Annotated in this window: 10 protein-coding genes; all 10 read right to left on the bottom strand. The window is 36.3% G+C overall.

The features are described 5' to 3' along the window. Positions 1 to 108: 108 nt before the first annotated feature. The 10 genes from RV13_RS13770 to RV13_RS13720 all read right to left on the bottom strand — a co-directional run bounded on the left by RV13_RS13770 (position 109) and on the right by RV13_RS13720 (position 7,468). Entirely contained in the window at positions 109 to 411 is a 303-nt protein-coding gene (locus tag RV13_RS13770; RefSeq protein WP_060789618.1) for a hypothetical protein, read from the bottom strand. Between the two features lie 57 nt (positions 412 to 468). Beyond that, entirely contained in the window at positions 469 to 951 is a 483-nt protein-coding gene (locus tag RV13_RS13765; RefSeq protein WP_060789619.1) for a JAB domain-containing protein, read from the bottom strand. A 68-nt stretch (positions 952 to 1,019) separates the two neighbouring features. After that, complete coding sequence (locus tag RV13_RS13760; protein WP_071875968.1) at positions 1,020 to 1,340, bottom strand: DUF960 family protein; 321 nt, start codon at positions 1,338 to 1,340, stop codon at positions 1,020 to 1,022. Positions 1,341 to 1,700: 360 nt separating this feature from the next. After that, on the bottom strand, positions 1,701 to 2,180 hold the full coding sequence (locus tag RV13_RS21670; protein WP_081630605.1) for a histidine phosphatase family protein: 480 nt from the start codon (positions 2,178 to 2,180) through the stop codon (positions 1,701 to 1,703). Positions 2,181 to 2,773: 593 nt separating this feature from the next. Then, the gene (locus RV13_RS13750; protein WP_010746978.1) at positions 2,774 to 3,418 is read right to left on the bottom strand and encodes a class II aldolase/adducin family protein; all 645 of its coding nucleotides are present in this window, start codon (positions 3,416 to 3,418) and stop codon (positions 2,774 to 2,776) included. Positions 3,419 to 3,421: 3 nt separating this feature from the next. After that, the gene (locus RV13_RS13745; protein ID WP_010746979.1) at positions 3,422 to 4,369 is read right to left on the bottom strand and encodes a 1-phosphofructokinase family hexose kinase; all 948 of its coding nucleotides are present in this window, start codon (positions 4,367 to 4,369) and stop codon (positions 3,422 to 3,424) included. A gap of 193 nt (positions 4,370 to 4,562) precedes the next feature. Then, complete coding sequence (locus RV13_RS13735) at positions 4,563 to 5,915, bottom strand: PTS galactitol transporter subunit IIC (protein WP_060789620.1); 1,353 nt, start codon at positions 5,913 to 5,915, stop codon at positions 4,563 to 4,565. Positions 5,916 to 5,939: 24 nt separating this feature from the next. Then, entirely contained in the window at positions 5,940 to 6,221 is a 282-nt protein-coding gene (locus tag RV13_RS13730) for a PTS sugar transporter subunit IIB (protein ID WP_010746982.1), read from the bottom strand. Positions 6,222 to 6,239: 18 nt separating this feature from the next. Next, the gene (locus RV13_RS13725) at positions 6,240 to 6,698 is read right to left on the bottom strand and encodes a PTS sugar transporter subunit IIA (RefSeq protein ID WP_010746983.1); all 459 of its coding nucleotides are present in this window, start codon (positions 6,696 to 6,698) and stop codon (positions 6,240 to 6,242) included. Positions 6,699 to 6,718: 20 nt separating this feature from the next. Then, on the bottom strand, positions 6,719 to 7,468 hold the full coding sequence (locus RV13_RS13720; protein WP_010746984.1) for a DeoR/GlpR family DNA-binding transcription regulator: 750 nt from the start codon (positions 7,466 to 7,468) through the stop codon (positions 6,719 to 6,721). Positions 7,469 to 7,624 lie beyond the last annotated feature (156 nt).

Genomic DNA, 7,624 nt, shown 5'->3' with positions numbered 1-7,624 from the left:
TCGCAATCAATCTGAACCACTTCATCGTTGTCACCGATCCTTTCATTTTTCTCTAATGCCAATAGGATGTCCTGTAGGCATTCAGCTATCGTTTTCCATATTTCAGGACTAATCATATGACTCACCATTTAAATCCCATTGAAGCTTTCCTTCTATTAATAAACCACGAGTAAATTCGTGCTCACTGTGAATATCCGTCAGGAAGTACACCACGTAATCCTTGCCTGATTCTTGATCCACATATACGAACAAATGAGACATAACTAAAGCTGGCAACTCCATGTTGCTTACCTGAATAATTGCCGGGTCCAATTCTTCACGTTCAGCAGTAACCGATTCGAATCCCCAGTCTTTTTCAGTTGTTTCAATCCCTGTTTGTTCTTTTAGTATGTTGATTGCTTGATGTAACACTTCGATCCGTCCTCTCTGCAAAAAGAAAACCCTAATGACCAGTAATCGTCATTAGGGTTATTCATCATCCTTGATATGTCCTTCGGCTCTCATCGATAAATACTCTCCTCCTAAGCCAATGATAATGTGATCTTGTAATTTGATTTGTAATAACTTAGCAGCTTTTTCTAAACGAGCGGTTAGTTGAATATCTGCGAGTGAAGCGGTAACATCTCCTGAAGGGTGATTATGTGCGATACAAATTGACACGCTATTAGATAACAATGCAGCTTTCAAGATATCTCTTGGATAAGCTAACGATTGATTAATGGTACCAATGTGAATCGTCTGGATAATCGTCGGTTCTAGCTTTTGAGAAAGCCCCGCCATCACTAAAAACTCCCTATCTTTATGCTCAATAAAGGGAGAAAATAACTGGTACAACGCTTGAGGGCTATTGCATTTTCTTCCTACATACAATACTGATGACTCCTTTACTAACTGCAAAGAAACGATATTCACTCGCTTTTTGGGCTCAGATTTCACTGGTTGGTTTGTCATTGTCAAGTCCTTCTTTCGATTAATTTTGGAAATTTCTTATCTGCTTACTTAGCACTTGTCTTTTGCTATCAATACTCTTCTGGTAACAACATGGTCTGATGAGTATGATCATCAATGACCCACAGCTTTTTAATCTGGAAATTTGCTAAAGCACCCGTTATTCGACATTCATGATAATCAATAAAGAATGGTTCTTCTTGCCGATGGATAATCGTGATCGTCCCCCTCTGATCATCGCGATTGAACTCGAATATCTGTAGATAATCTAACTGAACATCCGCTTGTTTCACCTTCTCATCAATTAACTGAAAACAACGTTGCTGTATTTCCTTTGGTACCTGTTCATTCACTCCTCTCGTGATATAACGATTTTCTTGTTTATCGAACATTGCTTAATCCTCCTTTAACACAAAAATAGCCCAATCACCGATTAAGATGATTGAGCTTCATAGTTATAATATATATTTGTAAATCTAATTGTTTCAATCGTTCCAGGATTTCTCTGAAACATTAAACTTTTCTACTTAAAGAAGAAGCAATTTGAGAAATTTTAAATCGAAAGCGAACTTAGTTGCAACAATGTGAACTATTTAGTCCAAATGTTCCGTAGCTTCTTTCAAGTAGGTTACTCCTCTAAGTGACTCGTATCACCTATTTTACCTATGGGGTACTTCCCATTTTTATAGTTAATCGTTGTTATACTAAAATTCTCTATGTCTTCACCTTTATATTCTCCAGGAGCAATAGTATCAATTAAAGCAGGAATAGTTCCACCAGAGGTAACAATCAGCACATTCCCTTGACCATCTGCTTCTGTTTCTTCTGTGGTATCTTTTAGTACTGCCTGCTCTTTTTCTTACTTTTCCAAAACTTTCTGCTTGTTTAGAAGAGTCAATTTTTGCAAGCTCATCGAGCCCTTCTTCCACACTAAACTTGTCACTGGCACGCCACGCTTCAAGCGACTGGCATCCCAAACTTTTCGTTACTGGTCCCCAAATATTATCATCAGCATCACCTTCATATATACCGAAACATGACTCTCTTAAACGTTCATATTTATTAAAATCAAGGTCATTTTGTCCACTTGCTTCTAAAACAACATCTGCGGTTTCTCTCGCTCTTCTAGAATCACTAGAGTAAATCGAAACAAAATTGACTTTTTCTTTTTTTAGTCCTTTACCTAGTTGTTCAGCAACCTCAATTTCCTTTTCTGTAAACGGAGTATTGATAGTTTAGTAACTTTAGAAGCCTCTCCTATGTTTTAATAAGACATAGAGACCCCTTTTCACAATTATGATATTTGATAGAGTGTACTCCATGTCAACTACTATTTTAGTTCCTATTTACTATAAAGTAGTATTGTACATGACTTTTTACAGGCACATCTATTATCAGAATTTGTAAACAAGAAGAGTTTGATTATCAGAGTATAGATTAGGAGTATTCAAGAACAAGCAAAGTTTATTCTCAAGTGTGAATGCATATATAATTTTTAGAGAAATCTTTTCGAAATTTATGTACTAGAATGGAAAAAGACAGCAGTTGATATGCTGTCTCTTTAAATCCTATATATGCTTTTCTTTGTTCATAGTGCTCATTTTCAACATAGTGATAACTAATTCCACTTATAATAATCAAAAGTAAAACAATAATTTAGGATAAACTTTCTTTGGTTCTCGCACGCAAGAGTATGCAAAAACGATGCTTAAATATATTAGAGGTCTCTCTTGAACATCATAAAAAGTACAGATGATAATTGAAGTACTTCGCCATAGCCAGCAAAATTACCACAATTAAATCTGTACTTATAAATTTTATTAACTTATTCTACTGTGTTATAATTGTAATTCGAAAGATCATCTATTCCTTTAACGCCAATTTGTTTGAGCACAAGATATTCTTTGGCAACTTTGGCATTCCATTCCAATCGTCCAAGCATATCAAATGTCTTTTCAATAGTGCTTCCAACCACTAAGACACCGTGTTTTCTTAACAAATATGCTTTGGGGATAGCTTGATCTTTTTTGACTGCTTCTCTAACAACTTCACCCAATTCAGGAGTTGTCGCTGGGGCAAATTCTAAACAACTTATTTGTCCTAGCTTTTGTGTCCCTTCCGTTAAGTTCGGCATTTCTAATCCCAAACTAGCAAAAACTAAAGAGTTAAAGGGATGCGCATGAATAACACATTCAATTTGTTTGCATTCTTGAAATGCGGCCATATGCATATTCACTTCACGTGTTACTTTCCCTGTTCCTTCGATAATTTGTTCATCTTTGTCGATGACTAAAATCTGTTCCGGTCTCAAGTCCCACAAAAAGTTTTGACTAGCCAGCGTAGGTGTCATTATGAAATGTTTATCACTTACTTTAACACTAACATTTCCTCCAGCTTCATTCGAAAATTTGCGGTCATACATCGTCTTTACAAACTTCGTAAGCTTTACTCTTTCTTCATAATAGAGCATCGTTCACTCTCCTATTCTTTTACAAATAACTTGGTGTTCCAATTCTTCTACCCGACGAATGTCAAAACCTGTACTCAATTCTTCCTCTGCTTTTGCAGCACCAATTGCAGTTGCAATCTTCCCAACTTTCGGAATAGCGTATTGGTTGTGTAAGCCATATACTAAGCCAGAGACATAGGCATCACCAGATCCTGTGTCATTGATAACATTAATTTTCGGAGGAGTAAAAAGGTAAACTTCTTCTTTTGTTAGAAAGACAGAACCTGAACCTCCCATTGACACACTTATATTTTTAATATTCGAAAGTAAGTCCTTATTCTTTTGATAGGCTTCAATACAATCTTCCAGGCTATTCAATTCTGATCCAACGATTTCACCAAATTCAAATTGATTCGGCTTGATTAGAAAAATTTCCCGTTTCAATACTTCTTGAAGGTACACACCTGAAACATCGGCAACTAATCTAACACCTCGTTCTTCCAAATAGTCAAGAAGATAATTAAAGACCTCAGTAGAAGTTTGCAACGAAGGATTTCCTGACAGAACGACCGTATCTTCAGTGGTTAAATCTCGTAATTTCTTGGAAATCAGCAAATCAGTGAGTTCTTTAGAGATTTCAAAGCCATACTCAGTAATCATATAAGAACCATCACCGCTTTCGTCTGTCACCACAAAAGTATCTCTGACTGATTCATTTTCTACTTCTAAGAAACTAGCCTCTACACCATAATCTTTTAAGAGACCAATCAAAGTTTCTTTGCCATTGTTACCAATGATGCCGGTACAGATATTTTCTTGTCCCATTAATGAAAGACCACAAGAAACATGAGTTCCCTTTCCACCTACATCTAAGGTGCGTTCTTGTACACGATTATTTTCTCCACGAGTGAGTACCTTACTAACTTTTAAGACAGTGTCAACTGCTGGATTCAAGGTTATCGTATAAATCATTTACTTAGTTAATCTCCTTTCGATTCGTTTGTTAATATCTGTGAAGATTAAAGTATCTCCGAAATAGCGAAATGAGATTCCAATGATTAAAGCTACTATCGTAAAAATGGTATTTTTTTGAAAATAACCACTGACTAATAACAATAGAGCAAGTATCAAAGAGCAATACCAGAACAATTTTAGAAAAAAATGTTTATTCTGTTGCTTCTGCGTAACGTTTCGCATTTTCTTTGCTCCGTCCTTTATAAAAAATGATGAACAAGGCTAACCATACAACCGCTGCGATGATTCCCCACCAATTTCCTTGTGCAGCACTCGCAAATGCCCATCGAAATTCTCCATTTTCAATAGTTGCCCAGCCTAACATCGTTCCTGGTTCCACATTTACTGCGCCAGTTTCTTGTGCTAGTTTTGTAATCCATGGAGCAAACCAGGTACCGATATAAAGAAAGGCAGGAATCGTGATGATTCCATAGGCAATCATCCAAATCATATTTCCGCGAGCTAACAAATAAGCAGCAACGATAATTGAAAGATTAATTAATCCTGCAAAAGGAAGCATTTGATTGCCTGGTAAAATAGCTGCAAATAATAACTCAAATGGTACGAGGATTATCGCCAACACCCATATCTCATTGGAACCAGCTAAAATCGGCCAATCAAGTCCTATATAGATTTCACGTCCTGAGAATTTTTTCTTCATCATCTCACTAATCGCATCCGAAATTGGTGATAAAGCTTGCATGAATAATTTTGATACTTGTGGAAATAATGTAAGTGCGGCTGCGGCGTTTACACCTAATACAAGCGCATTCGAAATATCATATTTAGCTACTAACCCGAGCGCCGTTCCTACTAAAAAACCCATGACATGATTTTCAGCAAAAATACCAATTTTTTGTTTCAACGTATCAACATCCATTTTTCTATTAAAGAAAGGAATCAAGTCCATCAACTTATCAATCGGATATAAAACACATGCAATCAATGTCATGTGATGAGGTAAGGTAACTCCGGGGATTCCTGTCAATTCTTGGATCTCTCGTGCCCATAAATCTCCAACTTTCAGTTCCACAACTGTTTGGATTGCACAAACTGCAAATCCTAAATAGATGTTCCCTGAAATGAACGTCACCATACAAGCGGTAAAAGCTTTTCCCCAAACATTCCACATATCAACATTCAATACCTTGGTCCATTTTAAAACTAACATCAGGGCATTGATTCCAATCGCTAGAGGGAAAGCAATGAAGGCGTATTTCCAGGCCCAAGTTAAACTGGCTCCTGTTGTCCACCCTCCATCGACTGCGGTTAAATTAATCCCTGTATTCTCGGCAAATCCCTTAGCTGCTGGCGAAACATTTTCCAGCAAAAAATTGACGACAAGATTCATACCGGCAAAGGCAACACCAAAAATTAATGCAGAGCTAAAGGCATCTTTAAACTTCATTCGAGCGATAAGCCCGATAATCAGCATCAAGATCGGGACAAATACACTCGCACCCATATCCAAAATATATTGGATCACGCTAACAAGAACATCCATCAAAGTAATCTCCTTTCAAATTATTTATTTTTCAAGCGCTTTAATCAGCTTTTCAAGTTCTTCTTCCTGCCCCATTCCTGTCAAAAATTTAATTCCGTCAAATTTTGGAATATTGAAGTCTTCTGTCCCCCCTGGTGTAATTGAGATATAAGCATCAACATCATTAATAAATATTTTCAACGATTTAATATCAACTGCCTCCACTTTTGCATCAATATTTCGTTCAGATAATAAACGTCCCACTTTCGATGCGACTGTTTGAGATGTCGCTACACCACTACCACATGCTACGATCACTTTTTTCATGATTATTCCTCTTTTCTATTAGAATTTACTTTTTAACAACTTAACTAATTGCTCCTGATTGGAAAGTCTTTGATATTCCTTGACAAACTCTGGATCATTAAGCACTTCAATTATTTTCGAGAGCATTCCAACTTGTTCCTGTGGTTCCTTGATCCCAAGCGCTAAAATCAATTCACTTTGTATTTTTACATCTTGTGTCGCCATTTGGGTAAACGCGACTGCATTCGTTAAATGATACGCGGCAATAAATGGTTTTACTATAAACTCTGGATTTGTATGCGGGATCGCGATAGAGATATTTTCTAGCGCTAATCCTGTTGGATAGCTTACTTCCCTTTCAACCACAGCCTTGAAATACCCCTCCGTCACATAGCCTAATTCTAAAAGGTTTTTGCTTGCTTCTTTGAAGAAGTCTTCTTGATCCTCAAAAGATTCTCCAAAGAAAACCAGTTCTGGTATAACCAGTTTGCTATACATATTTCCACCCCCTTTCAATTTCAAATAGTCATTACTTTTAATGATTTATTCGCTTTTTCTACGAATTTTTTTGACACCTCTGTACCCGTTATCAAAATATCTATTTCATCAAAACTAAATGCTCTTTGAATACCGATCTTATTCTCTTTCTTTGAATCAGCAATTATGATACTTTGACTGACTGTTGGTAATATTTTACGCTTGACCTCTAAGGACAAAACATTATTTTCTGTAAATTGATTTTCCAATGAAAAACCACTTATTCCAATAAAAGCTTTATTCGCAATCAAATTTGAAATATCTTCTAATGCTTTTGGCCCATACATTTCTTTAGTTTTTTTATTTAACATTCCACCTAGACAGTAAATCTCTGCATTATCCAGAATTGTACACTTATCAGCTATCGGTAAACTGGCTGTAATGATTTTGATATGAATGTCCTGAGGTAGGCACTCGATCAAATACAGTATGCTTGTTCCACCATCTAGAAATACAATGTCATCTTCTTCAACTAAGGTAGCTGCATATTTCCCTAATCTTCTTTTTTCTTCAACATTCTCAGTCAACCGATCATCGAATTTGGTCTCATTCTCAGTTATTTTAGCTCCACCATGCACCCGAATGATCCTCGCCTCTTTTTCGAGAAAGGATAAATCATTTCTAATCGTTTGCTCTGTCACGCCAAACTGATTTGATAATTCCTTAGTTGTTGCACGTTGCTTTTTTTGAAGATACGATACAATATCGCCTAATCGCTCATAATTTTCCATACTCAAACCTCTTTTTCGTATAAAGTTCAAATTATTTTGTTTTCCCTTGACTACGCTTTCATAATACTATAGAAAACTTCAGTACGCAATTGTTTTTTTGCTTTAATTTTCGTTTAGGTTTCTTTTTGTTTTCGTATGGTTGGATGTCTATTTTTA

The organism is Enterococcus raffinosus, assembly GCF_001886185.1.
GTDB lineage: Bacteria > Bacillota > Bacilli > Lactobacillales > Enterococcaceae > Enterococcus_A > Enterococcus_A raffinosus.
The sequence above is the reverse complement of the archived record's forward strand: the minus strand, read 5'-3'. Positions and strand labels throughout refer to the sequence as shown.